General features: G+C 56.8%; 16 protein-coding genes and 1 pseudogene. 9 read left to right on the top strand and 8 right to left on the bottom strand.

Annotated elements, in window-relative coordinates:
- The first annotated feature begins 9 nt into the window (after positions 1-9).
- The gene (gene pyk, locus QZ487_RS03845) at positions 10-1479 is read left to right on the top strand and encodes a pyruvate kinase (RefSeq protein ID WP_285976464.1); all 1470 of its coding nucleotides are present in this window, start codon (positions 10-12) and stop codon (positions 1477-1479) included.
- 81 nt (positions 1480-1560) lie between these two features.
- On the opposite strand, the gene gltX is transcribed toward pyk, so the two are convergent.
- The 5 genes from gltX to QZ487_RS03820 all read right to left on the bottom strand — a co-directional run bounded on the left by gltX (position 1561) and on the right by QZ487_RS03820 (position 12675).
- Positions 1561-2892, bottom strand: coding sequence for a glutamate--tRNA ligase (gene gltX, locus QZ487_RS03840; RefSeq protein WP_296023380.1), 1332 nt, complete (start codon positions 2890-2892; stop codon positions 1561-1563).
- A gap of 64 nt (positions 2893-2956) precedes the next feature.
- Positions 2957-3394 carry a DNA-directed RNA polymerase subunit beta' gene (locus tag QZ487_RS03835; protein WP_296023379.1) on the bottom strand — a complete coding sequence of 146 codons (438 nt, stop codon included), beginning with the start codon at positions 3392-3394 and terminating at the stop codon, positions 2957-2959.
- A 152-nt stretch (positions 3395-3546) separates the two neighbouring features.
- The gene (gene rpoC, locus QZ487_RS03830) at positions 3547-7824 is read right to left on the bottom strand and encodes a DNA-directed RNA polymerase subunit beta' (RefSeq protein ID WP_285976461.1); all 4278 of its coding nucleotides are present in this window, start codon (positions 7822-7824) and stop codon (positions 3547-3549) included.
- Positions 7825-7891: 67 nt separating this feature from the next.
- Positions 7892-12079, bottom strand: a complete 4188-nt coding sequence (gene rpoB / locus QZ487_RS03825; protein ID WP_296023378.1) for a DNA-directed RNA polymerase subunit beta — start codon at positions 12077-12079, stop codon at positions 7892-7894.
- 296 nt (positions 12080-12375) lie between these two features.
- A complete protein-coding gene (locus tag QZ487_RS03820; RefSeq protein WP_285976459.1) occupies positions 12376-12675 on the bottom strand; it encodes a hypothetical protein in 300 nt (99 codons plus the stop codon).
- 354 nt (positions 12676-13029) lie between these two features.
- Here QZ487_RS03820 and rplJ point away from each other — a divergent pair, with 354 nt between their 5' ends.
- Together rplJ and rplL are read left to right on the top strand one after the other, a co-directional pair.
- Complete coding sequence (gene rplJ / locus QZ487_RS03815) at positions 13030-13545, top strand: 50S ribosomal protein L10 (RefSeq protein WP_296023376.1); 516 nt, start codon at positions 13030-13032, stop codon at positions 13543-13545.
- A gap of 85 nt (positions 13546-13630) precedes the next feature.
- Positions 13631-14008 carry a 50S ribosomal protein L7/L12 gene (rplL, locus tag QZ487_RS03810; protein ID WP_067597473.1) on the top strand — a complete coding sequence of 126 codons (378 nt, stop codon included), beginning with the start codon at positions 13631-13633 and terminating at the stop codon, positions 14006-14008.
- 159 nt (positions 14009-14167) lie between these two features.
- Here rplL and QZ487_RS03805 read toward each other — a convergent pair.
- Positions 14168-15007: pseudogene (locus QZ487_RS03805) on the bottom strand (sulfotransferase domain-containing protein).
- A gap of 336 nt (positions 15008-15343) precedes the next feature.
- Between QZ487_RS03805 and QZ487_RS03800 the strand changes: the two are divergent.
- The 4 genes from QZ487_RS03800 (at position 15344) to QZ487_RS03785 (ending at position 19259) form a co-directional block, all read left to right on the top strand.
- Positions 15344-16735 (top strand): MATE family efflux transporter, encoded by a 1392-nt coding sequence (locus QZ487_RS03800; RefSeq protein ID WP_296023375.1) that lies wholly within the window; start codon positions 15344-15346, stop codon positions 16733-16735.
- A gap of 139 nt (positions 16736-16874) precedes the next feature.
- The gene (gene groES, locus QZ487_RS03795; protein ID WP_285976456.1) at positions 16875-17162 is read left to right on the top strand and encodes a co-chaperone GroES; all 288 of its coding nucleotides are present in this window, start codon (positions 16875-16877) and stop codon (positions 17160-17162) included.
- A 57-nt stretch (positions 17163-17219) separates the two neighbouring features.
- On the top strand, positions 17220-18878 hold the full coding sequence (gene groL / locus QZ487_RS03790) for a chaperonin GroEL (RefSeq protein WP_285976455.1): 1659 nt from the start codon (positions 17220-17222) through the stop codon (positions 18876-18878).
- Between the two features lie 141 nt (positions 18879-19019).
- On the top strand, positions 19020-19259 hold the full coding sequence (locus QZ487_RS03785) for a host attachment protein (RefSeq protein ID WP_285976454.1): 240 nt from the start codon (positions 19020-19022) through the stop codon (positions 19257-19259).
- A gap of 69 nt (positions 19260-19328) precedes the next feature.
- Here the strand turns inward: QZ487_RS03785 and QZ487_RS03780 are convergent, their stop codons facing one another.
- Entirely contained in the window at positions 19329-21560 is a 2232-nt protein-coding gene (locus QZ487_RS03780; protein ID WP_296023373.1) for a DUF305 domain-containing protein, read from the bottom strand.
- A gap of 301 nt (positions 21561-21861) precedes the next feature.
- Between QZ487_RS03780 and QZ487_RS03775 the strand changes: the two genes are divergently transcribed.
- Entirely contained in the window at positions 21862-22887 is a 1026-nt protein-coding gene (locus QZ487_RS03775; protein WP_296023372.1) for a serine hydrolase, read from the top strand.
- A gap of 104 nt (positions 22888-22991) precedes the next feature.
- Here the strand turns inward: QZ487_RS03775 and QZ487_RS03770 are convergent, their stop codons facing one another.
- On the bottom strand, positions 22992-23234 hold the full coding sequence (locus QZ487_RS03770; protein WP_285976451.1) for a hypothetical protein: 243 nt from the start codon (positions 23232-23234) through the stop codon (positions 22992-22994).
- A gap of 249 nt (positions 23235-23483) precedes the next feature.
- On the opposite strand from QZ487_RS03770, the gene polA reads away from it, so the two are divergent.
- The gene (polA, locus tag QZ487_RS03765) at positions 23484-26327 is read left to right on the top strand and encodes a DNA polymerase I (RefSeq protein ID WP_296023371.1); all 2844 of its coding nucleotides are present in this window, start codon (positions 23484-23486) and stop codon (positions 26325-26327) included.
- Positions 26328-26341: the final 14 nt, after the last annotated feature.

Genomic DNA, 26341 nt, shown 5'->3' with positions numbered 1-26341 from the left:
CATCAACGCATGTCACGTACTGCACTCAATCGGCTTGATCCACGCGGCCGCAAAGTCAAGATTTTGGCAACCATCGGTCCGGCGAGCCGATCGCCGGACGTCTTGCGCCGTTTGCTAAAGGCGGGCGCAGATGCGTTTCGTGTCAACATGAGCCATGGCGAGCACAAAGACCATGCCGACACAATCGCGGGCATTCGTGCGCTAGAAAAGGAATTCAACCGCCCGATCGCGATCCTTGCGGACTTGCAAGGGCCCAAACTGCGGGTGGGACAATTCAAGGATGGCCAGGCTGTTATCCGGCATTCAGGCCATTTCACGCTCGATCGCAATCCCGAACCGGGCGATGAGACCCGCGTTTGCTTGCCGCATCCCGAATTGTTTTGTGTGCTCGAGAAGGGTCAGCGTCTGCTGATTAATGACGGCAAAATCCGATTGCGGGTCATCAAAGCCAGTGAAGACAAGATCCTCTGCTCCGCTGAGGTCGGCGGTTTGATTTCAGATCGCAAGGGCGTGAATGTTCCTGACGCCGAAGTTCCGATCCCGGCTTTGACCGAGAAGGACCGCAGAGACCTGGCCTTTGCGATGGAACAGGGTGCAGATTGGATCGGCCTTTCCTTCGTACAACGCCCCGAAGATCTGGCCGAAGCGCGCAAGCTAATGAGCGGACATGGTGCATTGTGCGCCAAGATTGAAAAGCCGATGGCCGTGCGCCGCTTGAGCGAAATCATAGAGATGTCTGACGGGATCATGGTTGCGCGCGGCGATCTGGGTGTCGAGCTTGAACCCCAGGAAGTGCCGCCGCTGCAGAAGAAAATCGTCAATGCTGCACGCACAGCGGGCAAGCCGGTGATCGTCGCGACGCAAATGCTGGAAAGCATGATCGAGAGCTCAACCCCGACGCGCGCGGAAGTTTCCGATGTTGCCAACGCGGTTTACGACGGTGCCGATGCCGTAATGCTGTCTGCTGAAACCGCAGCGGGCGAATGGCCCGAAGAAGCGGTCACCATGATGGACAAGATCGCCGAGCAAGTCGAACGCAGCGAAGATTATCGCGCCCGCGTGCGTTTTCTTGATACGCCGCCCGATGCCACTACTTCGGACGCCTTGGCCCATGCTTGTATGACCATAGCAGACACGGTTGCGATCAGCGCGATCAATGTCTTCACATCGTCCGGCTCGACCGCCCGGCGCGTGGCGCGCGAGCGCCCTGACACCCCGATGCTAGTTCTGACCCCATCGATCAAGACCGCACGGCGCGTTGCTTTGCTTTGGGGTGCGCATTCTGTCGCGACAAAAGACATTGGCAGCTTTGAAGAGATGATCGCCAAGGGTAAACGCATGGCGCTGCGCCATGGTTTCGGCAAGGCTGGCAGCAAGCTCATCGCGCTGGCCGGCGTTCCCTTCGGCACGCCCGGAGCGACCAACCTGCTGCATGTCGTGACGCTTACCGGTGACGAGCTGAACAAGCGCGAGGGGTAGCAGACTTGCATTTCCGCCACCAACCATGGCGGATATCAGGTAAAGCAGGTTGGTTAAGGCGGGGTTGACGTGGCCTGAGAGCTACCCCGAATAGGCGGCACGTTGCAGCCTCGCACGCACTTCAGCTTCACCGATCAGCGGCAATAGCTCACCCATATCAGGGCCGTGATCCATGCCGGTCAGCGCCTGGCGCAGCGGCAAGAACAGCGCCTTACCCTTGCGGCCCGTGGCATCTTTCAAGGCGTTGGTCAGGCAATGCCAGGGGTCATCTGACCAAGCGAGCATTGCGGCAGCCTGCGCCAGATAGGTGCGGTCTTCCGCCCCGAATTCGATCCGGTCAATGGGGCCGGTGACCAGACGCCACCAATCGGCAACTTCGCCAATCGTTCCAATGTTTGGTTGTACGGCGCGCCAGCCAGCTTGATCCATCCCTTCGGGCAGGCGGTGCCGGACCGCCTCGAACGGCATCGCATGGACGATCGCGGTATTGATCCGATCCAGCTCGGCATCATCGAATTTCGCAGGCGCACGGCCAAAGGTAGATAGATGGAAAGTGCTGAGCAGAGCTGATCGATCCGAGATCGGCTCAACCGGCAGGGAAGTTCCGAGCCGCGCCAGCATGGCAATCAATGCTTCCGGTTCGATCCCGCGTTCGCGGAACGCATCGCAGCCAAGCGAACCAAGACGTTTGGAGAGCTTACCCTCTTTGCCCACCAGCAGCGCCTCATGCGCGAATTCCGGAGCGGCGGCGCCCATGGCAGTGAACATCTGGATTTGGACCGCCGTGTTCGAAACATGATCTTCGCCGCGCAGCACATGGGTGATGCCCATGTCGATATCGTCAACTGTGCTTGGAAGCATATACAGCCAGCTGCCGTCCGCGCGGCGGATTACCGGGTCGGACAGAAGTTTGGGATCGAATTTGGAAGCGCCACGAACACCGTCATCCCATGCAAGTGCTTCGTCGTGGTCAAGTTTGAATCGCCAATGCGGCGCAATGCCTTCGGCTTCCTTGGCCGCGCGCTCCTCTTCTTTGAGCTCCAATGCACCGCGATCGTAGATTGGCGGCAACCCGCGCCCCAGCTGCACCTTGCGCTTCAGCTCCAGCTCCTGCGCAGTCTCGTAAGCCGGATATACGCGGCCCGCTTGTTTCAGCTTTTCAAATGCAGCGTCATAGCGATCCAGCCGTTGCGATTGCCGTTCTTCGCTGTCCGCCTCGATCCCGAGCCACACCAGATCAGCGCGGATTGCATCGACATATTCCTCTTTGCTACGCGCAGCGTCGGTATCATCGATCCGCAATACGAATTTACCGCCGCTCTTCTTGGCGAGCATCCAATTATGCAGCGCGGTGCGGATATTGCCGACATGCAGGCGGCCGGTCGGAGAAGGTGCGAAACGGGTAGTGGTCATGCGCGCCCCTATAGGCGGCCTGCGCTGGAGTGAGAAGTGTTTGCTGACGTGTCAGTGCGAATGTCTAGCCGAATTCTGCCACAATCAATTCACCAGCCGCATTGGCAATGGTCTTGCGAGTGTCGGACGGCATTAGATCAGCAAGTTGGGCATCGAAGCCGTCAACATTGTTCTCAGCGATTGCCTCAAGGGCGCGGGCTATTGTGAGTTCGTCATGGCTCAAAATCTGGCAGCAGCATCGCTGCACATGCACCGGCTCCGGCCAGACGTGCGCCATCGATTCAAACAGCTGCAGCGATTTTACAGCGACAGTGATACTCCCCACCCGGCTTGTCAGTTCAGCGAGCGGGTCACGGCCAGCCTTGCGATATACTGCGACCACACGCAGTCTGAAGATGAAGCGCTGGGCAATCGGAGAAAGGTCGTTGACCGTGGCTGGCACATGCAACCTCGCAATCCAGCCCGCGGCACCCCTGGTCTCCCCGCCATGTCTGTCCTTCATCGCTGCCCATCCTCAATCTGATGGAGACATGGCTAGATTATTTGCAAATGGTTCGCAATAGCATTTATAGAGGTGGTGAGGCAAAGAAAACCCCGCTGAAAGCGTACTTCCAGCGGGGCTTTTATCTGTTAAGCCAGCAAAGCTAGCGAGAGTTATTCAGCAGCAGTTTCGCCGCCACCCATAGCTGCCTTCATCGCGTCTTCTGACGGAATGGCATCAGCCACCGGCTCTGGTTCAGGCGCATTGGCCGCTGCCAGCGTTTCCTGCTGCTTCTTCCACTGTGCACGCAGCGCAGCGTCACGGCTGGAGGCCATTACACGCATGCGGTTCATGCCAGCGCCCGTACCAGCCGGGATCAGGCGGCCCACGATCACGTTCTCCTTGAGACCGATCAGCGTGTCCTTCTTGCCTTCAACCGAAGCCTGCGTTAGCACGCGGGTGGTTTCCTGGAACGATGCAGCAGAGATGAAGCTGCGTGTTTGTAGCGACGCCTTGGTGATGCCGAGCAAGATTGGCGTACCCTGGGCAGGCTTCTTGTTCTTCGTCAACTTGGCGTTGTACTGGAGCATTTCCTCGTAATCGACCTGCTCGCCCGGCAGCAAGGTGGTGTCGCCGCCATCGGTGATCTCGACCTTCTGCAGCATCTGGCGAACGATCACCTCGATATGCTTGTCGTTGATCTTCACGCCCTGAAGTCGGTACACTTCCTGAATTTCGTTGACGAGATATTCAGCCAGCGCTTCGACGCCCATGACTTCAAGAATGTCATGCGGGTTCGGCGAACCAGAGATCAGCGTATCGCCCTTCTTCACGAAGTCGCCTTCCTGAACGTCGATGACCTTGGTCTTCGGGATCAGGTACTCGACGCGATCCCCCTCCTCGGGAACGATCGCAATCTTGCGCTTCGCTTTGTATTCACGGACGAATTCGATCTTGCCCGAAATCTTGGCGATAACCGACATGTCCTTTGGCAAGCGCGCCTCGAACAGTTCGGCAACACGTGGCAGACCACCGGTGATGTCACGCGTCTTCGCGGCTTCGCGCGATGCACGTGCCAGAATGTCACCGGCTTGAACCGTCTGACCGTCCTGCACCGAAAGGGTTGTACCCGGAGCCAGCATATAACGCTGCGCTTCGGTTTCGCCTTCTTCGGTCTGACCTTCGCCCAGAAGTGTCATACGCGGACGCAGATCTTCCTTCTTCTTGCGGCCGGTTGCACGGTTCTCTGTCACAACACGCTGAGCGATACCGGTGGCATCGTCGGTGCGTTCTTCCAAAGTCGTGCCTTCGACAAGATCCTGATACTTCACGACACCGGATTGCTCGGTGATGATCGGCAGCGTGAACGGATCCCATTCCGCCAGACGATCACCTTCCTTCACCTGCGCGCCATCTTTGTTCATCAGAACCGTACCATAAGGTACCTTGTGAATTTCACGCTCACGGCCTTCCTTATCGATCACGGCAATCTCACCATTGCGGGCGAGCGAAAGGATACGGCCCTTCGAATCCGTGATCGTCGGCATGTCGCGATATTCGACCTTACCGTCAGAGATAGCCTCAAGGTGGCTGGTTTCGTTGAGCTGCGCCGCACCACCGATATGGAACGTACGCATGGTCAGCTGCGTACCAGGCTCACCGATTGACTGTGCCGCGATAACGCCGACAGCTTCACCGATGTTCACTGGTGTACCGCGAGCCAGGTCACGGCCGTAGCATGTGCCGCAAACGCCCTGCGCTGCTTCACAAACCAGCGGTGAACGGATCTTGGCCGACTGAACTTCCGCATCCTCGATCGCTTTCACCATCGGTTCGTCGAGCAGCGTGCCGGCCTTGGCGATCACTTCGCCAGTTGCGGCATTGACCGCGTCTTCGGCCAGCGTACGGCCCAGGATACGTTCACCCAGTGATGCGATAACCGAACCGCCCTGAACGATCGCGCGCATTTCCAGCGCGTTCTCAGTCTTGCAGTCTTCTTCCACGATAACGCAGTCTTGTGACACGTCCACCAGACGGCGGGTCAGGTAACCTGAGTTCGCCGTCTTGAGCGCTGTATCAGCCAGGCCCTTACGCGCGCCGTGGGTCGAGTTGAAGTATTCAAGAACGGTCAGACCTTCCTTGAAGTTCGAGATGATCGGCGTTTCGATGATCTCGCCAGATGGTTTGGCCATAAGGCCGCGCATACCGGCAAGCTGCTTCATCTGCGCTGGCGAACCACGCGCACCAGAGTGGCTCATCATATAGATCGAGTTGATCTGCGCTTCCTTGCCATCGTCACCGATTGGCTGCGCTTTAATCTTCGCCATCATCGCATCGGCCACCTGGTCACCGCAACGGCTCCAGGCGTCGATCACCTTGTTGTACTTCTCTTGCTGAGTGATCAGACCATCCTGATACTGCTGCTCATAGTCAGCAACCAGGGACTTGGTCTGGTCAACCAGATCATCTTTCTCATGCGGGATGATCATGTCATCCTTGCCGAAAGAGATGCCGGCCTTGAACGCGTGACGGAAGCCCAGCACCATGATCGCGTCAGCGAACAGCACGGTGTCCTTCTGGCCCGTGTGGCGGTACACTTCGTCGATCACGTCACCGATATCTTTCTTCGTCAGAAGGCGGTTGATGATGTCGAATGGAACCTTGTGGTTCTTCGGCAGACATTCACCGATCAGCATGCGGCCCGGCGTCGTGATAAAGCGCTTCATCGAGACATTGCCGTTTTCATCGGCTTGCGGGACGCGAGCGATGATCTTGCTGTGCAGGGTAACCGACTTGACCTCCAGCGCCTGATGCACTTCAGCCATGTCAGAGAAGCGTGGCAGCTTCTCGATCTTGGTGCCGTCCTTCTCTTCGATGAATTCAGGCGTCTTCTCCTGACGTTCCATCGAGAGATAGTAGAGACCCAGAACCATGTCCTGCGAAGGCACGATGATCGGCTTGCCGTTGGCTGGCGACAGGATGTTGTTGGTAGACATCATCAAGACGCGCGCTTCCAGCTGAGCTTCCAGGCTCAGCGGAACGTGCACAGCCATCTGGTCACCGTCAAAGTCAGCGTTAAATGCGGCGCAAACCAGCGGGTGAAGCTGGATCGCCTTACCTTCGATCAGCACAGGCTCGAACGCCTGGATGCCCAAACGGTGAAGCGTAGGCGCGCGGTTCAGCAGAACCGGGTGCTCACGGATCACTTCATCCAGGATGTCCCAGACTTCCTTGCGCTCTTTCTCGACCCACTTCTTCGCTTGCTTCAGGGTCATCGACAGACCCTTCGCATCGAGACGTGCGTAGATGAACGGCTTGAACAGCTCCAAAGCCATTTTCTTTGGCAGACCGCACTGGTGCAGTTTCAGTTCCGGACCGGTCACGATGACCGAACGGCCTGAATAGTCGACGCGCTTACCGAGCAGGTTCTGACGGAAGCGGCCCTGCTTGCCCTTGAGCATGTCGGACAGCGACTTCAGCGGGCGCTTGTTCGCGCCGGTGATTACGCGGCCACGGCGACCATTGTCGAACAATGCGTCGACCGATTCCTGAAGCATGCGCTTCTCGTTGCGGACGATGATGTCCGGCGCACGCAGTTCAATCAGGCGCTTCAGTCGGTTGTTACGGTTGATCACGCGGCGATAGAGATCGTTGAGATCGGACGTCGCGAAACGGCCACCATCCAGCGGCACCAGCGGGCGCAGCTCAGGCGGAATAACCGGGATCACTTCAAGGATCATCCATTCCGGGCGGTTGCCCGAATCGATGAAGCTTTCGACAACCTTCAGCCGCTTGATGATCTTCTTCGGCTTCAGCGTAGACTTGGTCGTTGCAAGCTCTTCCAACAGGTCATCGCGTTCTTGCTCAAGATCAAGATCCATCAGCATGGCCTTGACCGCTTCCGCACCGATGCCGGCGCTGAATGCGTCTTCGCCATACTCGTCCTGCGCTTCGAGCAGTTCGTCTTCGGTCAGCAGCTGGAATTTCTCCAGCGGCGTGAGGCCCGGCTCGATCACGACATAATGTTCGAAATAGAGCACACGCTCGAGCTGCTTGAGCTGCATGTCGAGCAGCAGGCCGATGCGCGAAGGCAGCGACTTCAGGAACCAGATGTGCGCAACCGGCGCAGCCAGTTCGATGTGGCCCATGCGCTCACGACGCACCTTGGTCACAGTCACTTCAACGCCGCACTTCTCGCAGACGACGCCTTTGTACTTCATGCGCTTGTACTTGCCGCAAAGGCATTCGTAGTCCTTTACCGGGCCAAAGATACGCGCACAGAACAGGCCGTCACGTTCTGGCTTGAACGTACGGTAGTTGATGGTTTCCGGCTTCTTGATCTCGCCGAAAGACCAGCTGCGGATACGCTCTGGCGAAGCGATGCCGATCTGGATCTGGTCGAATGTTTCCGGCTTTGCCAGTTGATTGGTGAATTTGCTCAGTTCGTTCATTTTTCACATTCCCTTACGGGTGGATTCTTCGGGGCGGTTGAAGGGAGAGGCCAGAAGCCTCGCCCCCTTATTCCGCCGCCTCCGGCCATTCGTCCTCGTCTTCGCCATCGCTCAGCGACTTCAGTTCGACATTGAGGCCAAGGCTGCGCATTTCCTTCACGAGAACGTTGAAGCTCTCTGGAATGCCCGCTTCGAAGGTATCGTCACCCTTGACGATCGCCTCGTAAACCTTCGAACGGCCAACCACGTCGTCAGACTTGACAGTGAGCATTTCCTGCAGGGTGTAAGCAGCGCCATATGCCTGCAGTGCCCAGACTTCCATCTCACCAAAGCGCTGGCCACCGAACTGCGCCTTACCACCCAGCGGCTGCTGCGTGACGAGCGAGTACGGACCGATCGAACGTGCGTGGATCTTGTCATCAACCAGGTGGTGCAGCTTGAGCATGTAGATGATGCCCACTGTCACCTTACGGTCAAATGCGTCACCTGTGCGGCCATCATGGAGAACCGACTGGCCAGAGCTGTGAATGCCGGCTTTCTCAAGCTCGGTCGTCACATCGCCTTCACGCGCGCCGTCAAACACCGGTGTGCCCATCGGGACACCCGCAGTCAGATTGCCGGCAAGCTCGACGATTTCCTCGGTGCTGCGGGCATCGATTTCATCGTGATACTGCTTACCATAGACATTCTTCAGACGGTCAATGACCGCTGTAGGCGGCTTGGCTTTCTTATAGTCTTCCGCCGCGTTCGGGTTGTCCAGCTTCCACTGTTCAAGATCTTCAGCGATCTGCATGCCCAGCCCGCGCGCTGCGAAGCCAAGGTGCGTTTCAAAGATCTGACCTACGTTCATACGCGAAGGCACGCCCAGCGGGTTAAGCACGATGTCGACCGGAGTACCATCCTCAAGGAACGGCATGTCTTCGATCGGCAGAATGCGCGAAATCACACCCTTGTTACCATGACGCCCGGCCATCTTGTCGCCCGGCTGCAGCTTGCGCTTCACAGCCACGAAGACCTTGACCATCTTGAGAACACCTGGTGCCAGCTCGTCACCGCGCTCCAGCTTTTCCTTACGGTCTTCGAATTTGGCATCGATCACAGCGACGGCTTCGTCGTACTGGCTCTTCACCGCTTCGATTTGCGTCTGGCGCTTGTCATTCGCAACAGCGAACTTGAACCACTCGAAACGTTCAACACCTTCCAGCATCTCTTCGGTGATCTTCTCGCCCTTCTTCACAGCCTTCGGTGCTGCAGAAGCGGTTTGACCGATCAGCATGTCCTTCAGGCGGTTGTAGGTTGCACGGTTCAGGATCGCGCGCTCGTCCTGGCTGTCCTTGCGCAGGCGCTCGATCTCTTCATGCTGGATCGCCCGTGTACGGTCATCGATCTCGATACCGTGACGGTTGAACACACGCACTTCAACGATCGTGCCCGCAACACCCGGCGGCAGACGCAGCGACGTATCGCGAACATCCGAAGCTTTCTCTCCGAAGATAGCGCGCAGAAGCTTTTCTTCCGGCGTCATCGGGCTTTCGCCCTTCGGAGTAATCTTGCCGACCAGAATATCGCCCGGATGCACTTGCGCACCGATATATACGATACCTGCTTCGTCCAGATTGCGGAGAGCTTCTTCACCGACGTTCGGAATATCGCGTGTGATGTCTTCCGGACCAAGTTTGGTGTCACGTGCCATCACTTCGAATTCATCGATATGGATCGAAGTGAACACATCGTCTTTCACGATGCGCTCGCTGATCAGGATCGAGTCTTCGTAGTTGTATCCGTTCCACGGCATGAAGGCGACCAGGCTGTTCTTGCCCAGTGCCAGTTCGCCCAGATCGGTCGACGGACCGTCAGCGATGATGTCACCTTGCTCGATCACGTCGCCCACCTTCACCAGCGGACGCTGGTTGATGCAGGTGTTCTGGTTCGAACGCTGGAACTTCTGAAGCGAATAGATGTCCACGCCTGACTGGCCTGGCTCTACATCGCCGATCGCGCGGATCACGATACGGGTCGCATCAACCTGGTCAACGACACCGCCGCGGCTGGCAGTGATCGCAGCGCCCGAATCCCGCGCCACGGTCTCTTCCATGCCGGTGCCAACCCAAGGCGCTTCCGCCTTGACCAGCGGCACAGCCTGACGTTGCATGTTTGATCCCATCAAGGCGCGGTTCGCGTCATCGTTCTCTAGGAACGGGATCAGCGAGGCTGCAACCGAAACGAGCTGCTTGGGCGAAACGTCCATCAACGTGATCTGCTCACGCGGCGCCATGAAGTAATCGCCATTCTGACGTGCAGAGACGAATTCTTCCGCAAAGCTGCCGTCTTCGTTGAGCTCGGCCGAAGCCTGCGCAACAGTGTGACGCTGCTCTTCCATCGCGGACAGATAGATCACTTCGCTGGTGACCTTGCCATCAGCAACAGTCCGGTATGGCGTTTCGATAAAGCCGTATTTGTTCACGCGGCTGAAGGATGCCAGCGAGTTGATCAGACCGATGTTCGGGCCTTCAGGCGTTTCAATCGGGCAGATACGACCATAGTGGGTCGGGTGAACGTCGCGGACTTCAAATCCTGCGCGTTCGCGTGTCAGACCGCCCGGGCCAAGCGCCGATACGCGGCGCTTGTGGGTGACTTCGGACAGCGGGTTGGTCTGGTCCATGAACTGCGAGAGCTGCGAAGACCCGAAGAATTCACGCACAGCGGCCACAGCCGGCTTCGCGTTGATCAGATCATTGGGCATCACTGTCGACACATCGACGCTGCTCATACGTTCCTTGACCGCGCGCTCCATGCGCAACAGGCCGACGCGGTACTGGTTTTCCAGCAGCTCACCCACAGAGCGAACACGGCGGTTGCCAAGGTTATCGATGTCATCGATATCGCCCTTGCCGTCTTTCAGGCCGACCAGTTCCTTAACCACAGCAAGAATGTCTTCCTTGCGCAGCGTGGTGACTGTGTCTTCTGCATCGAGATCCAAACGCATGTTGAGCTTTACACGGCCAACCGCAGAAAGGTCGTAGCGCTCGCTGTCGAAGAACAGGCCTTCGAACAGGGCTTCAGCGGTTTCGAGTGTAGGCGGTTCGCCCGGACGCATAACCTTGTAGATGGCCTCAAGGCCTTCTTCACGGTTTTCAGCCTTGTCGACTTTCAGCGTGTTGCGGATCCACGGACCGGTATTGATCTCGTCAATGTCCAACAGATTGATCTGGTCGATGCCAGCGTTATCGAGCGCTTCGACATGCTCCAGCGTGAGTTCATCACCCGCTTCGACATAGATGCGGCCGGTCTTCTCATCGATCATGTCGACCGATGCATAACGGCTTACGATCTCTTCGGTTGGAAGCAGCAGCTCTTTCAAGCCGTCTTTTTCCGCCTTGTTCGCTGCGCGCGGGCTGATCTTATGGCCGGCCGGGAAGATTTCTTCGCCGGTCTTGGCGTCGACCAGAGCAAACGCGGGCTTTTGACCGCGCCATTGCTCCGCTACGAACGGGATAGTCCAGCCTTCGCCCTTCTTGCCAGAGGCACGCTTCCACGTGACCTTGTCATAGAAGTGGTCGAGGATTTCTTCGCTATCCATGCCAAGCGCGTAGAGCAGCGCCGTTACAGGCAGCTTGCGCTTGCGGTCGATGCGGACGTTCACGATGTCCTTGGCGTCGAATTCAAAATCCAGCCAGCTGCCGCGATATGGAATAACGCGCGCTGCAAACAGAAGCTTGCCCGAGCTGTGAGTTTTGCCGCGGTCATGGTCAAACAGCACACCTGGCGAACGGTGCATCTGCGACACGATAACACGTTCTGTGCCATTGATGATGAATGTGCCGTTCCCGGTCATGAGCGGCATATCGCCCATGTAAACATCCTGTTCCTTGATATCGAGGACGGAGCGGGTTTCGGTTTCCTGGTCGACTTCGAACACGATCAGGCGCAGCGTCACCTTCATCGGCGCAGCATAGGTAATTCCGCGCTGCTTGCACTCTGTGGTGTCGTGCTTTGGCTCTTCCAACACGTAGTGAACGAAATCGAGCTCGGCCGTGCCGGCAAAATCACGGATCGGGAAAACGCTGCGCAGCGTCTTTTCCAGACCGGAAACATAGTCGATTTCCTTGTTCGAACGAAGGAACTGTTCGTAGCTTTCGCGCTGAACCTCGATCAGGTTCGGCATATCGACTACTTCATGGATGTCGCCGAAAATCTTACGGATACGCTTCTTTGCTGTACCCGACGCCTTTGGGGCCTTTGCCTTAGTCGCCATGGAGAGGTGTGCCTCTTGATTTATGCATCAGCCAGGTGCTGGCTAACTATTCGTGAACTCAAACGGTCACGCGAAATTTGACTCCGGGTCACGACACAAGAAAAGGCCGCAGCGAAAGGCACGCCTTCTCCGGCGCGCTGCTGCAGCACAATCGTTCGTCGCGAATATGGAACCCATCGCTTCCATCCTTAAGACCGAATCCCGCGCATGAAACGGACTTGCTCGAAGCTGATGTCAAATGGCTACATAGGAATGGAGTGCACGCCTGTCAAATGGCTATATTGCGGCGGTAATTATCAGGCGCATCCGGAACCCTGATTTCGGGTCAATTTACCACCAGTCTTAGCTTTGATTCGACCGCCATCTGGGATTGCCGGGCTGATCAGCAAGCGGCAATCCAGCGCACGTCCCTCGCGATCAAACCGGCGGCGAATGACCAGCGATGGCTCACAAAAGGGCAGTAACCGGTGCACTTCAGGCTGGCCATGCTCAACCCGGCAATACCAGGCAAGGTCGGCAATCTGATCCGGGCCAGACATGTCCCAGGCCCGGTAGGAACCGGCTTGATGGACAGGCGCGGTTTGATGATGCGGCATAGGCAGGTGCTAAACGACAAATGACGCAAGTACGAGATGCCATTCGTTGACCCGCCAATCCAGCCCGATGGGGGCATTTGGCTTGACTCTGAACCCAATCCCGCTAATTGAGCTATCCGACTGCTTTCGAGCGGTCATCCGTCCGAGACAGTTGGTGAAGGCAATCGGGCCTTCTTAATTTCCAGCCTAGACGGGGAAACGAGATTTCTCGCGATGCAATGTGCATTGCTTTCGCCTGTTTCGCAGGCACTCCTTCCCCATCAACGGACTCGCTTCGGGGCATGAGCCTCGGGGCTAATTTGAGCCGGTCGCCGGAGCATTCGTGCAACGGCGATCATAGTGAAGGAGTATGGCATGGATCGTTCGCAAAAAGCCGACGCGGTCGCTCAGCTTAACTCGGTCTTCAACGAGGTTGGCGTGGTGGTTGTCACCCGCAATCTTGGCCTGTCGGTGGATCAGTCCACTGAACTGCGCGGGAAGATGCGTGAAGCTGGTGCGTCCTTTAAGGTTGCGAAGAACCGTCTCGCCAAGCTCGCCCTGAAAGACACCGATTACGCCGGTCTCGATGAGTTTCTCACCGGACCGACTGCACTGGCCTGGTCAACTGATCCGGTCGCAGCCGCCAAGGCTGTTGTCGATTTCGCAAAGTCGAACGACAAGCTGGAAATCGTTGGTGGATCGATGGGCACGCAGGTTCTCGACGAAGCAGGTGTCAGGGCGCTCGCCTCGATGCCAAGCCTCGACGAACTGCGCGGCAAACTTGTTGGCCTCGTCAACGCACCTGCAACCAAGGTTGCTCAGGTCGTTAACGCACCGGCTGCCAAGCTTGCTCGTGTCTTCGGTGCCTACGGCGCCAAGGACGCTGCTTAAGAGACGCTTTCGCAAACGCGATTTTGAACCACGTTTTGGGGGTGTGACCTGGATAGGCCGCCCCGCACAATTGGAGTAAGACATCATGGCTGATATTGCCAAGCTTGTTGAAGAACTTTCGAAGCTGACTGTCCTTGAGGCAGCAGAACTCGCAACTGCACTTGAAGAAGCATGGGGCGTTAGCGCCGCTGCTGCTGTCGCTGTTGCTGCACCTGCTGGCGGCGGCGATGCCGGCGCTGCTGCTGAAGAAAAAGACGAATTCGACGTCATTCTCACCGGCGACGGTGGCAAGAAGATCCAGGTCATCAAAGAAGTCCGCGCCATCACCGGCTTGGGCCTCACCGAAGCCAAGGGTCTCGTTGAGGGCGCTCCTAAGCCTCTCAAAGAAGGCGTCAACAAGGCTGAAGCCGAAGAAATCAAAGGCAAGATCGAAGCAGCTGGCGGTACTGTCGAACTCAAGTAATTGAGTTTGCAGGACTGCTTGGGCTCGCTCAAGCAATCTTGATCTTAAGTTTTGTGGGTGTCTTGAAGCGCCCGCAGATGGAGGGGCGGTACCGCAAGGTGCCGCCCTTTTTCTCGGTGTCTCTTAGCGACCCAGATGACGACACTCGGTTTAGTGCGACTATCCCTGCATTCTTACAGGGCCGCCGTTTTCCAGCCACTGCGCATAATCTGCAGGAAGCTTGCGCATTGCCGCTTCGTATAGAGCTAGATCTTCTTCATCCAGCACGCCTTGCCAGCGCCCGTTGTTGCCTTTGTGAATGAACGTGTCTGCCCCGCCCTTAAAAGCAAAGCAGATGTTCTCTCGGACCACTTTCGACGGGTCTTTCTTGACCTCAGCAAATGTGCAGCGCTTCACGACATCCGCCCACAATTCATCGGGCACCTCGATATTAAGGAAATCGGCGATATCCCGCATCTGGCCGTCCAGATCGCTTAGAAGATCGTTGAAATGGACGAGCTTGATGTTGGGCAAGTGCCAGAAATTCCAGAAGGTTTGCGCATAACTGAGATGCGACCAATAGGGGTAACCGCCAATTTCCCAATCAAACCAGCTTTGCGTGATCCAATCCCGCCAGATCTGCTTCGTCTGACCGGTGAACCTGGGAAACTCGTCTCCGACGCGGCCCGGCAGACCGTTTGCAGCGGCAGAGAACTCTTAAGTATGGCTTCCCCAATGGTTGAGCAGGGACATGAATACATCGCGGGGATCGCGGCTCACGCACAGGTACTTCGCTTCGGGGAAATACGGAAGCCCGTCTAGCGGAGTGTGTGTCTTGATATAGCGGCGGTGTTCTTGCGCTTCGAGTTGACCGAACACCATTTCCAGAGGAATAGGCCGGAAATCAAGCCAAGGGGAGATGAACGAAGCGGGCCCGGGCAAATCACCGTCCGGAAAAAGGAGGTTGCCGACAATTGTCTGCATCAAGGTCGTTCCGGCCTTATACGACGTTGCGACCACGATATCGTCATCACGCGGAGTGAACCAATTCCACCGCGTCGAATCCAGATAATGATTTTAATAGATGCGTGAACGTGTCGGCAGGCTCGTCATCAAACGGATTCCTCTCAGAGCGCGACCCTTGTGAGTGGCAGGCTAGTGCGCCTTCGCATTCTAGGCAAATTGAAAGCGCCATCGAACCAAATGATCTTCCGCTAGTTCGATTTCGATCTGCCTGCGGACTTCCTGATCTTTGATGGCGGTGTAACCGCTATGCCGCAGCACGCGCGCTAAGTTTCGCCGGCTGCTACAACAAGCTTTGACAGACGCGCCCACGCATATATCCGATCCGGCTTCATGCGTGAGACAGAGCATCTTGATACGCCCTCATGGCGCAAGGAAACCGGCGAGACGTTCAAGCTCGCATGGCCGCTGGTGCTCGCCAATCTTATGCAAATGGGCATCTACATGGTGGATGTCATTTTTATCGCGCGGCTAGGTGAAGCACCGCTTGCGGCATCTGGCCTTGTTGCGGGCTTATTCGGGCTGATCGTATGGTCCTTGGCGTCGCTTTCAGGTGCGGTTGCACCACTGATTGCCGAAGCTATTGGCGCGAAAGACCGTTCGCTAGGACCAGTACGCCGCGCCACTCGCATGGCCCTTTGGGTAGCGCTCGTCACAGGGATATTAGGCATGGGCCTTGCGTCGCTGCTTGGCCCCGTCATGCGCGTAACCGGCCAAGACCCAAGTATCATCGCGCTCGCGCTTGAGTACAACTCCTTGGTCGTATTCTCGCTTATGCCGATGCTGCTCGCGTCAGTCTTGCGCAACTATGTATCGGCGCTCGGCTGGCCTGTGTTTGCAACGGCGATCACTGCGCTTGGTATTCCTGTGAACGCCATAGCCAACTACGCCTTCATTTTCGGCAACCTCGGTGCACCAGAGATGGGGCTGACCGGTGCGGCGGTCGCTACGATCATCACGACCTTGATTACCCTGGGTGCGTACATCTTGGTGATCCTCATCTTCCCTAAGCTGGCGCGCTATCGCATCTTCCACCGCTTCTGGCGCCCCGACTGGAAACGTTTCTGGCGGATCGTGCGCATCGGCACACCGATTGCGTTGACCGTTGCGGCGGAAGCAGGCGTTTTCAGTGCCGCCGCATTCTTGATGGGCCGAATTGGTGCGGCCGAGCTGGCCGGTCATATCGTCGCGCTCAATATCGCCGCACTGGCATTCCAGGTTCCGTTCGGCGTGGGACAGGCCGCAACCATTCGGGTGGGATATGCCTATGGCGCAAGAGACAAGGACGGGATCAAGCTGGCTGGCTGGGTCGCGTTGACAATCGGAACCGGCTTTATGGCGTTCACCGCTTTGGCAATGGTTTTCATTCCCGAGCCGCTGCTGCGCATCTATGTCGACATAGATGACCCCAAGAATGCAGCGCTGGTCGGGTTTGCGCTGCAGTATTTGGTGCTCGCAGCAGCTTTCCAATTGGTCGATGGCCTGCAAGCGGTTGCTGCTGGAGCATTGCGAGGCCTGCAGGACACTCGCGTGCCGATGTGGATTGCAATATTCAGCTATTGGGTGCCTGGATTTGGCCTTGCCTTCGTGCTTGGTTCCTTCACAAATCTTGCCGGTGTTGGCCTATGGATCGGGCTGGCAACGGGCCTAGCGTTCGCAGCGGTCCTGCTTACCTGGCGCTGGATGTTGCGCGAACGGATCAGGCTGACGCTTCGATCGGCCTGAACGACCGAAAATTCTGAAAAAATTTGTTGGGCAAGCTGTTGACTCATGCAGCTGGCGCACCCATTTACCCCCTCGCTGGCACTCTCACAAGGAGAGTGCCAATTCGTGATTATCAACCCAAGCAAGAAAGGTCATTACCATGGCATTTCGTCCGCTGCACGACCGTGTATTGGTCCGTCGCATCGAAGCCGACCAGAAAACCGCTGGCGGCATCATTATCCCAGACAGCGCTCAGGAAAAGCCAAGCGAAGGCGAAATCGTCTCCGTTGGCGAAGGCACCCGTGACGATTCAGGTAACCGTGTTGCACTGGACGTCAAAGCTGGCGACCGCATCCTGTTCGGCAAATGGTCCGGCACCGAAGTCAAACTCGACGGTGAAGACCTGCTGATCATGAAGGAAAGCGACATTATGGGGATCATCGGCTGATCAGCCGGACACCCACACGCTTTTCCCTCTTTCATTTGAATACCAGGAGAAACAACTATGGCTGCTAAGGACGTAAAGTTCGGCCGTGATGCCCGCGAAGGCATCCTCAAGGGCGTAGATACGCTCGCAAACGCTGTGAAAGTCACGCTTGGCCCGAAAGGTCGCAACGTCGTGATCGACAAGAGCTTTGGTGCACCGCGCATCACAAAGGACGGTGTGACTGTCGCCAAGGAAATCGAACTCAAAGACAAGTTCGAGAACATGGGCGCTCAGATGCTCAAGGAAGTTGCGTCGAAGACGAACGATCTTGCTGGTGACGGCACAACGACTGCAACGGTTCTGGGCCAGGCAATCATTCGCGAAGGCATGACAGCCGTCGCCGCGGGTATGAACCCGATGGATCTGAAGCGCGGCATCGACCTCGCAGTCGAGAAAGTGGTCGCAGACCTCGTCGGCCGTTCAAAGGATGTCGCTGGCTCATCTGAAATCGCTCAAGTCGGCATTATCTCTGCCAATGGCGACCGCGAAGTTGGCGAGAAAATCGCTGAAGCGATGGAAAAGGTCGGCAAAGAAGGCGTCATCACCGTTGAAGAAGCCAAGGGCCTCGAGTTTGAACTCGATGTTGTTGAAGGCATGCAGTTCGACCGCGGCTACCTCAGCCCGTACTTCATCACTAACCCGGACAAAATGACGGTTGAACTCGACAACCCATACATCCTGATCCACGAGAAGAAGCTTTCGAACTTGCAGGCGATGCTTCCGATCCTCGAAGCGGCTGTCCAGTCTGGCCGTCCGCTGCTGATTATCGCAGAAGACATCGAGGGCGAAGCGCTGGCGACACTCGTTGTCAACAAGCTGCGCGGTGGCCTGAAAGTGGCTGCGGTCAAGGCACCGGGCTTCGGTGATCGCCGCAAGGCGATGCTGCAGGACATTTCGATCCTCACCAAGGGCGAAATGGTCAGCGAAGACCTCGGCATCAAGCTCGAGAACGTCACGCTCGGCATGCTGGGTGAAGCCAAGCGCGTCACTATCGACAAGGACAACACCACGATTGTTGACGGTGCCGGCAGCGAAGCTGACATCAAGTCTCGCGTCGAACAAATTCGTGCGCAGATCGAAACCACCACAAGCGATTACGACAAAGAGAAGCTGCAAGAGCGTCTTGCAAAGCTTGCTGGCGGCGTAGCTGTGATCAAGGTTGGCGGCGCTTCGGAAGTCGAAGTTAAGGAGCGTAAGGACCGCGTTGATGACGCGCTGCACGCTACCCGTGCTGCGGTTGAAGAAGGCATCGTCCCTGGCGGCGGTACAGCTCTGCTTTACGCAACCAAGGCTCTTGCTGGGCTGAAGGGCGCGAATGATGACCAGACCCGCGGTATAGACATTGTGCGCAAGGCTATCCTCGCTCCGGTTCGCCAGATCGCTCAGAATGCTGGCCATGATGGCGCAGTGATCTCTGGCAATCTGCTGCGCGAAGATGACGAAAAGCAGGGCTTTAACGCAGCGACAGACACCTATGAAAACCTGGTGGAAGCTGGCGTGATTGACCCTACCAAGGTTGTCCGCACAGCGCTGCAGGACGCGGCATCGGTTGCTGGCCTGTTGATCACCACCGAAGCGGCGATCACTGACGCTCCGGAAGACAAGGCTGGCGGCGGCATGCCCGATATGGGCGGCATGGGCGGCATGGGCGGAATGGGCGGAATGGGCGGCTTCTAAGCCAACCCACACGCTTCAAAAGCTGAAAAAGAAGAGCCCCGTGGGACTTTCGTCCCGCGGGGTTTTTCGTTGGTCGAAACGCCCGATTTGAAGGCGACCAATTTCAGCGCGGGTGTGCGGCATCAGGATCAACTGGGGTAGATGTTAGGGCGAACGCAGCTTGATGAACTGGCTCACGGTGCCGCGGCTGCCGAATGGCTCAATCAGAAAGCCATCGGCGGGCAGATTGAAGAGGTGCTGGTAATTGCTGACCCAAAGACCCTTGGTGAAATGCGCCAGCATTATCATACAGAGCTTCGCAGCAAACTTGCCGGCGAAATCGACAAGACATTGACTGGTCTGCCGATCGATAAGATCGAAGCCGCAATCGACGCAGCCTGACCTGTCAGCGGGCAAGAAAAAGGGCCGGAAAGCCCCGGCCCTTCTCAAACCAGTCATTGAACAAACAGATCAACCGCCCTTACGGCTAGCCTCGACCATTTCGAGCACCTCGTCAGACCAGGTTACCTGCGTCTGCGTTTGCGGATTGAACACATCACCCGGATATTGTGCGGCTTCGGCTGCAGCAATTTCCTCTGCCGTCAGGAATTCACTCGGCTCAAGCGCAAAGACGTCAAGTCCGCGAGTAATCTCGGTCGCATAGATACGGCCATTGTACCAATAGGCCGACCAATAGCCCCCCGTTATCAACTGGTCGTTGTCGATTGGTCCACGATCAAAAAAGGCGATCTCTTTCGGGTTCTTTGCGTCCGTGAAATCAATCACTGAAATGCCGCCCTGATACCAAGCCTGAACGAAGATATCGCGCCCAGGCACCGGGATAATCGAGCCGTTATGAGCGACGCAGTTTTCCTTGCTGCTTTGTGGTGCAGGCAGCTTGTAATTGCTGCGGAACTCTAGCTTGCCATTTACCACTTCATAGATTGCGTTGGCGCCCCAGTTCATCGGGTCACCAGCCTGGCAGCGCGGGCGGCCACCGCCACCCCATTCATCCGTGAACAGCACCTTGGTACCATCATTGTTGAATGTGGCCGAGTGCCAATAGGCGAAGCCAGTGTCAGTGACATCGTCGAAACGCTGCGGATTGTATGGATCGGATATATCCATGATGATCCCATTGCCTGAACACGCACCAGCCGCGAGGTTCAACGACGGGAAAACAGTGATGTCATGGCACTGGTTCGTATCACTGGTTTCCTGCGTTCCATCGCCATGGTCACCGCCACGCCACAGGCCCGCAATATTACCACCCTTTGCAAATACGCGAGGGCTTGACGTGATGCGAGCAGCAGACGGATCAGCGAGCGGGATCTCGATCACGTCAATGCTGAACAGCGCAGTTTCATCGCCAGCACTGTTGAAGCAACCCTCCAGCTCTTCATCGTCGCGAACATAAGAGGTGCCCGAGTTATAGAGCACTATGCGTTCATCATTGGCATCGACAATCGAGTGCGTGTGCGAGCCGCGGCAGGTCTGCACCTGCCCGACTTGCACAGGATTGCGAATATCGGAAATGTCGAAAACGCGAACACCACGGAAGCGTTCTTCATTGACATCGCCCTGAACCCCTTCGAGCCCGCAATCGAGCCGTGCGCGGCTGTCCTGGACACTCATCACGAGAATGTCGCCGACGATGGAAACGTCACCTTGTCCGCCCGGGCACACAATCGAACTGACCAGCGTTGGAACGCCATCTTCGCCCAATTCATAAGCGTTGAAGCCGTGATAATTGCCCGCGACCATCATATTACCGGAAAACGCGATATCGGTGTTTGCAAAATCCAGTGGCGAAGAACGACTACTGAAGCGGGGTTCCGCCTCTTCACCATCGTCCGCACTGTCTTGGTTTGCATCCTCTTCATCATCATCTTCGATGCGCGGCTGAAGACCAGCCGGATTTGCAGGATCAAAGAATCCAGCTGGCTTCGGCATTGCAGTGACCAAGCGCAGATTGCTGATCGCTTCACCTGCGTCACGGAAACCTGCAGCCAGCGTGGCACGCGGATCATCTGACAGCCCGGCAAGCAATTCGTTCATCCGTTCGACTTCAGTCTTCTGATCGCCCGCAACATCGTTTGTGAACTCAAACATCACAGGCTCATAAGCAGCACCTGGCTGGCTGTGCAGATCATCGACCATATCAATTGCTCCAGCATGATGACGGATCATGAGTTGCAAAAACAGGCGGTCAAAAGCCGTGCCGCTAGACGCGGCGAGCTCTGCCATTTGAGCCGGCGTTGCCATGCCCATCATCTCGTGGTGCCCATGATGCATTGAATGATCGCCACCATGATGCGCCATCTGCATAGCCACAGGCTCGCCGCGGTCGGTAAGCCAGCCGGCCATGAAATCAATCTCGTCCTTCTGGCTCGCATTGATCCGGCCGGCGAGCGCGACGATATCTTCATTATTGGTACGGCCATCAACCAGCGCGGCCATCTCAACAGCTTGCTGGTGGTGGACGATCATGCCCTGCATGAAATCGACATCGGCAGGCGTATAGGTCGCACCGGCAAGCTGGCTTGCCTGTTCGACTGTCAGAACGGTGTTCCGTTCACCGGGCGCACCCGGCTTCACGATTGGAACACCTTGCGCAAATGCAGCGGTGGAACTGCTTACCATCAGCGCGGCAACAGCAGCCTTCATACCTGCCGATGACAGGCTGACGCGATCAATATTCATGCAAAACCCCAATTCTCTCAAATATCAAGCATGCCGCCACAGCATGCCCGCACTCAAAGCCAGAATATGGCCAACCCCGCAAACCCGCTAGACCCCGGCCCTGCGCAAATGCGCCAATATCTATGCAAACGATTGGCGTCACTCTGCAAACGACATGCATAGCCCAGTGGTTCCTTACATTTTGCAGGAATCCGGTCGCATCTCCGGAACATCCGGTCGCCCCGAATTGCTTCAATGCTTGCCTAGGCGAATCCCGGTCTGTTAATCTCCCAACAACACAAAACAGGATAGTTCACCGAGTATGGAACAGTTTTTGGGAAAATCGCTGATCGCCGCCTTGGGCGCAATTGCGTTTGTCGCAAGCCCAGTTCTGGCGCAGTCAAACGACCTCGAAGCCGCTTTCGACAGTACCTTTGGCACAGAGGTCAGGGCACCAGAGAGCTTCGAAGCCGTCTACGAGACATCTTTCGAGCGGCGGATCGCGCAACTGGCAGACGGCAGCCGCGGCCGCATCGGTGTTGCTGCCATAAATCTTAACACTGGTGAAGAGATTGCGGTACTTGGCGATCAGTTGTTCCCGCTGGCTTCGACCAGTAAAATTGCCGTGGCTGCTGCCTATCTGGAGCTGGTTGAACAAGGCCGGTATTCGCTGACAAGCGAGTTTCCACTGTTGATCCCGGTCCGTTCAGCGAAGTTTTCTTCGCGAGCCGCACCGGTTCGCGAAGGCAATTATATGCCGGCCAGTGAGCTGATCGAGATCATGATATCTCGATCGAGCAATCCCGCGACTGACGCGCTCCTGCGTGTGGTTGGCGGACCCGCAGCCGTGAACGACTGGATGCGTCGCCAAGGCATAAAAGAATTCAGTATTAATCGAGATATCGCAACTCTAGTGCGCGATGATGGAGAGTACGATCCATCCGCACACATCGACACACGCGATGCCGCCACGCCCAAGGCCATGGTAGAGCTTTTACAAGGCCTCTATCAGGGTAAGTTCCTGTCCGCCCAAAGCCGGCAAGTGATCCTTGACGCTATGGCAAAAACCCGCACGGGAACGCGCCGGATTCCGGCCGAAATGCCGGACTATGTCCAAGTGATGCACAAGACCGGTTCGCTCAACAACACGTCCAGCGATATCGGAATTCTTGAAGGCCCGAACGGACATGCGATTGCTGTTGCGATTTATGTGACCGGTCAAGGCGCGCGGGGCGCTCGCGAAGCCCGGATCGCTTCGATTGCGCGTGCACTTTATGATGGCTTCGCAGAGAAAGCCGGCGTGGCGAGCCCTCGGGTCTGGACCAGTACGGCCCGTCCCGGCGGCTGATTCCTCTTACCTATTTCGCGGTGCTTAAGCCGCAGCATAGAAAAAGGGCGGCACCATCGCTGGCACCGCCCCTATTTCAATCGAAAAATCGATTTGAGCTGAAATTACTCAGCAACTTCAGCAGCAGCTTCTTCAGCAGCTTCAACAGCGCCGTCTACTGCTTCTGCAGTTGCGTCAGCAGCTTCACCAGCAGCTTCGTCTGTAGCTTCAACCATTGCGTCGGTGTTTGCTTCAGCGTCTGCAGCCATTGCGTCTGCAGTTTCAGCAGCCGAATCAGCAGTTTCCGAGCAAGCAGCCAGGCCAAGAGCAGAAGCTGCAACAGCAGCAGCAAGTACGATCTTACGCATAATATAAATCCTCGATCAGCAAGTGTGTAAGGCAGATCCGATCTGGGTCTGCCAAAGCGAGCTTCTCGCATCGCTTCGACTAGCTAAATAATGGCTGGAATGTGGCAATGCAAGCGAAACCACACGTTCTCGCCTCTTTTCCGCCTTATTCTTCACCGTTGGTCGTTCACCTCATTCCCCGCGCAACGTGTGGGAAAATCGCCAGAATGACGGCTTACACGCGGGGCAAAGCGCTGCTAGCAAGCACATATGGCCGAGCATCAGCATCTTTATCTCGTCGACGGATCGTCATACATTTTTCGCGCCTATCATAGGCTTCCGCCGCTCACCGATCCCGAAGGCACACCGGTAGGCGCAGTCTATGGCTACACCACGATGCTCTGGAAGCTGGCCACTGACCTTGATGAAGCAGATGGTCCAACCCATCTTGCGGTGATTCTCGACGCTTCGGGGAAGTCTTTCCGCAACGATATTTTTCCCGAATACAAGGCCAATCGCCCCCCTCCACCGGAAGATTTGGTGCCACAATTTCCACTGATCCGCGATGCGACCCGCGCGTTTAGTCTCCCTTGCATCGAAGAGCAGGGTCTGGAAGCAGATGATCTGATTGCAACCTATGCCCGTGCCGCGCAAGCGCAGGGCTGGGACGTTACAATCGTGTCTTCAGACAAAGATCTGATGCAGCTTGTTGGCGAGAGAGAAGGTCCGAATGGGCCGGCGCGCATCGATATGCTCGATACGATGAAGAGCCAGCGGATCTACATCGAAGAAGTAGAGGCGAAGTTTGGGGTGAAACCCGAGCTGGTGGGTGATGTGCTGGCGCTGATGGGCGACAGTGTCGACAATATTCCCGGGATCTATGGAATTGGTCCCAAGACAGCAAGCAAGCTGATCGCAGAGCACGGCTCGCTAACCGCAGCGCTGGATTTTGCGCCGGAGATGAAGAAGTCAAAACTGAAAGAGCGGCTGCTGGAAAGCAGACAAGACGCGGAGATGAGCCGGGTCTTGGTCACTCTCAAGGAGGATTGCGATCTTCCGCAACCGCTCGATGAGTTCAAACTCGATGGCGTGCCTCCCGAACCATTGGCAGCGTTCTTGGAAAAGCATGGGTTCAGTTCGCTTTTGCGGCGGTTGGATTCTGGGAAGGGAAGCCCGGAGCGGCCCAACAATCTGAACCCTGCAAAACAGGAAACTGAAGGCGCCGTTGCTTCGGCACAGGGCAGCCGGCAACCGCTGCCAGAGATGCCGGCTGTGGATCGCGGCTCTTACGAGACAGTCCAGACCATGGAGCGTCTTGAGGCGTGGATCACACGCGCAACCGCCGCACGCCTCGTTGCCGTCGACACCGAGACCAGTAGCCTGGATGCAATGCGCGCAGAGCTGGTCGGCGTAAGCCTCGCGCTAGGCCCGAATAACGCATGCTACATACCGCTTGCACATGGCGGCAATGATATGTTCGCCGAAAGGCCCGAGCAGATTGATCGTGACCAGGCGGTGGCCGCTCTCAAGCCGCTGCTGGAAGACGATTCGGTCATCAAGATCGGTCAAAACATCAAATACGATATCAACGTGCTTTCGCGGTATGGCATCGATGTGGCGCCTGTTGATGACACAATGATCATCAGCTTCACGCTTGATGCCGGTCGCGGTGAAGTCGGCATGGGCGGGCACGGCATGGACGAATTGTCTGACCGTCATCTGGGCCACACTCCGCTGTCCTTCAAGGAAGTCTGCGGGACGGGAAAGAAAGCGATTCCTTTCGGGGAAGTGGATCTCGATCGCGCTACCGAATATGCCGCCGAGGACGCCGACGTAACCTGGCGTTTGCATCGTCACATGAAACCAAGGCTAGCTGATGAAAGTGGCACGCGCATCTATGAGCGGGTCGACCGCCCTCTCATTCCTGTAGTGGCCCAAATGGAGCGTCACGGCATCAAGGTAGACCGGGCACGCCTTTCCAGACTTTCAGAAGAATTCGCCAAGGAGACAGCTCGGCTCGAAGGGGAAATTCACGGCATAGCGGGACAGGAATTCACGGTCGGAAGCCCCAAGCAACTGGGTGACATTCTGTTCGACAAGCTCGGGTTCAAAGGCGGCAAGAAAGGCAAGAGCGGGCAGTATTCAACCGACCACAGCGTGCTGGAAAAACTCGCCGGCGAAGGCGCGGAAATCGCGAAGAAAGTCCTCGAATGGCGTCAGCTTGCGAAGCTGAAATCGACCTACACCGACGCTCTGCAAGAAGCGATCAATCCCGACACGGGCCGTGTGCATACCAGCTATTCGCTGGTCGGCGCGCAAACTGGCCGGCTGTCATCAACTGACCCCAATCTGCAAAACATCCCGATCCGGACGCCAATCGGGCGCCAGATCCGAGAAGCCTTTGTCCCAGATGAAGGCAACGTCTTGCTGGCCGCTGACTATAGCCAGATCGAATTGCGGTTAGCTGCGCATATGGCCGACGTCCCGACGTTGAAAGAGGCCTTCGCGCAAGGCGAAGACATTCACGCGCGAACAGCCAAAGAGATGTTCGGTGAAGTCAACCGCGATACGCGGGCGCAGGCCAAGACGATCAATTTCGCCATACTCTATGGCATTTCGCGTTGGGGGCTGGCCGGGCGGCTGGAGGTAGAGCCGGATGAGGCGCAAGCGATGATCGACACCTATTTCCAGCGGTTTCCCGGCATCCAGCGATACATTCACGAGACACTGGAGACGGTTCGCGAGCGCGGCTATTCCGAAACACTGTTCGGTCGCAAAACCTGGTTCCCAAGGATCAACTCCAAGAACGTTGCAGAACGCCAGGGCAGCGAACGCGCCGCGATCAATGCGCCGATTCAAGGGACCAGCGCGGATATCATCAAGCGTGCCATGGTCCGCATGATGCCCGCGCTGGAAGACGCCGGTCTCGGCCACGTGCGCATGCTGTTGCAAGTGCATGACGAGCTTGTGTTCGAACTGCCCGAAGGCGACGTCGCTGCGGCCTCACCCATTATCGAACGGGTCATGGCCGAAGCTGCTGGGCCTGCCGTAGAACTGGATGTGCCGCTGGGCATTGAGATCGGAACAGGCATCAGCTGGGATGCTGCACATTGACCGGCACAACTGAG

It is taken from the genome of uncultured Altererythrobacter sp. (assembly GCF_913057185.1).
GTDB classification, from domain to species: Bacteria; Pseudomonadota; Alphaproteobacteria; order Sphingomonadales; family Sphingomonadaceae; genus Erythrobacter; species Erythrobacter rubellus.
This window is presented reverse-complemented; position numbering and strand designations above follow the sequence as displayed.

Bases quoted from the DNA above. Each gene is read 5' to 3' on its own strand.
- QZ487_RS03820 (WP_285976459.1), bottom strand. From the start codon at position 12,675: ATGCCGCATCATCAAACCGCGCCTGTCCATCAAGCCGGTTCCTACCGG.
- QZ487_RS03800 (WP_296023375.1), top strand. From the start codon at position 15,344: ATGCGTGAGACAGAGCATCTTGATACGCCCTCATGGCGCAAGGAAACC.
- QZ487_RS03780 (WP_296023373.1), bottom strand. From the start codon at position 21,560: ATGAATATTGATCGCGTCAGCCTGTCATCGGCAGGTATGAAGGCTGCT.
- rpoB (WP_296023378.1), bottom strand. From the start codon at position 12,079: ATGGCGACTAAGGCAAAGGCCCCAAAGGCGTCGGGTACAGCAAAGAAG.
- polA (WP_296023371.1), top strand. From the start codon at position 23,484: ATGGCCGAGCATCAGCATCTTTATCTCGTCGACGGATCGTCATACATT.
- pyk (WP_285976464.1), top strand. From the start codon at position 10: ATGTCACGTACTGCACTCAATCGGCTTGATCCACGCGGCCGCAAAGTC.
- QZ487_RS03770 (WP_285976451.1), bottom strand. From the start codon at position 23,234: ATGCGTAAGATCGTACTTGCTGCTGCTGTTGCAGCTTCTGCTCTTGGC.
- rpoC (WP_285976461.1), bottom strand. From the start codon at position 7,824: ATGAACGAACTGAGCAAATTCACCAATCAACTGGCAAAGCCGGAAACA.
- groES (WP_285976456.1), top strand. From the start codon at position 16,875: ATGGCATTTCGTCCGCTGCACGACCGTGTATTGGTCCGTCGCATCGAA.
- groL (WP_285976455.1), top strand. From the start codon at position 17,220: ATGGCTGCTAAGGACGTAAAGTTCGGCCGTGATGCCCGCGAAGGCATC.
- rplJ (WP_296023376.1), top strand. From the start codon at position 13,030: ATGGATCGTTCGCAAAAAGCCGACGCGGTCGCTCAGCTTAACTCGGTC.
- gltX (WP_296023380.1), bottom strand. From the start codon at position 2,892: ATGACCACTACCCGTTTCGCACCTTCTCCGACCGGCCGCCTGCATGTC.
- QZ487_RS03835 (WP_296023379.1), bottom strand. From the start codon at position 3,394: ATGAAGGACAGACATGGCGGGGAGACCAGGGGTGCCGCGGGCTGGATT.
- QZ487_RS03785 (WP_285976454.1), top strand. From the start codon at position 19,020: ATGTTAGGGCGAACGCAGCTTGATGAACTGGCTCACGGTGCCGCGGCT.
- rplL (WP_067597473.1), top strand. From the start codon at position 13,631: ATGGCTGATATTGCCAAGCTTGTTGAAGAACTTTCGAAGCTGACTGTC.
- QZ487_RS03775 (WP_296023372.1), top strand. From the start codon at position 21,862: ATGGAACAGTTTTTGGGAAAATCGCTGATCGCCGCCTTGGGCGCAATT.